The organism is Shewanella sp. 10N.286.52.A9 (genome assembly GCF_041468985.1).
Classification (GTDB): domain Bacteria; phylum Pseudomonadota; class Gammaproteobacteria; order Enterobacterales; family Shewanellaceae; genus Shewanella; species Shewanella japonica.
The window spans coordinates 1-1,456 of sequence record NZ_JBFRJQ010000024.1 but is presented as its reverse complement, the minus strand read 5'-3'; the positions used below and the strand labels follow the sequence as shown (position 1 = coordinate 1,456).

General features: G+C 45.5%; 1 protein-coding gene. It reads left to right on the top strand.

What is annotated here, in order from left to right:
- Nucleotides 1-1,456, top strand: a 1,456-nt coding sequence (locus tag AB4128_RS15455; protein ID WP_372038234.1) for a VCBS domain-containing protein, incomplete at both ends; no start/stop codon positions are given.

The following is a 1,456-nucleotide window of genomic DNA, read 5'->3' as shown; positions in this document are numbered from 1 at the left end:
CTGGCACTGGCACTGGCACTCATGAAAAGCCGCTTACGGTAGATGGTCAACAGCAAATTCAACAAGTCAAAGAAGATGCCTCAACAGATACGGCTCAAGGTATGTTGAGTGCTCACGGTGATAATAGCCAAACAGTGACTTGGTCATCAGCAAAAAACCAAGGTCAATTTGGCAGTTTGCAAATCAATGCTGCCACTGGGCAATGGCAATACCATCTCGATAACACGTCAGTTAATACCAACTCATTGAGTGAGGGCGAAAGGCACACTGAACAATTTGTCGTGACTGCAACAGACAAAGAAGGTCATCAAGTCGATAGTCTGGTAATCATCAATGTAGAAGGTACTAATGATCTCCCAACCGTAACCGGTAACCATCACGGCTCGCTCAATGACCAAGGCACTCTTGACTCTGTCGTAGGTCAATTGGTGGCCACCGACGTTGACCATAATGACAATGCAAGCTGGTCAATTTTAAATGGACAAGGTCAATTCGGACAATTGACGATTAATCCAAACACAGGCCAATGGCTATATCGATTAGACAATCAGTCAGCCAGCACCCAAGCATTGAATCAAGGCGACAAGGCGACAGAACAATTCATCGTCAATGTCACTGACAGCTCTGGTCAAACTGTTAGCCAGCAACTCACTATTGATATCCATGGCAGCAACCAGATTGCGCAAATTCAAGGGGTAGACAGTGCCAGTCTCACTGAAGATCGCCACCAAGATAGCCAAGGTATGCTGCATACCCAAGGGCAGCTTACTGTTACCGACCCTGACTCAGGTGAAAACCAATTTACGGCGAGTATGCTACAAGGACAATTTGGTCAGCTCAGTATCGATTCCCGTGGCTATTGGACATACACTGCCGACAATTTACAGACGGCAATTCAAGAGCTAAAAACAGGCGAGTCACTGACTGATACCTTATTCGTTCGAACAATAGACGGTACCGAGCAACAGGTTACCATCACGATTAATGGTACTGATGACAAAGCTGTAATCGCAAACGTCATCTACTCTTCAGGTAATGCCAATACGTTAACAGCACCAACACCGGGGGGAGAGACTTTCGCTTTCCTGAAAGAAGATTACGACGTCAATCAAGGTGATTTACACGTCGAGGGGATGCTTTCTGTTGCTGACTTAGATAAAAATCAAGCTCACTTCATTGGCAATACTGTGCAAGGTCAGTTTGGTACTTTATCAATTAACGAGCAAGGTCACTGGGCCTATGCAGCCGATAATTCCCAAACTGTGATTCAAGGGTTGAAAACGGGTGAATCATTAACTGACACTTTGATCGTTCACTCCGCAGACGGTACCGACCATAAAATTATTGTGTCTATTAGTGGCACTGATGACAAAGCTATTATCTCTGGTACAGCAACGGCCTCACTCACTGAAGATAAAGACGTTCACTCGGGATTGTTAAGGGTCGATGGTGCGTT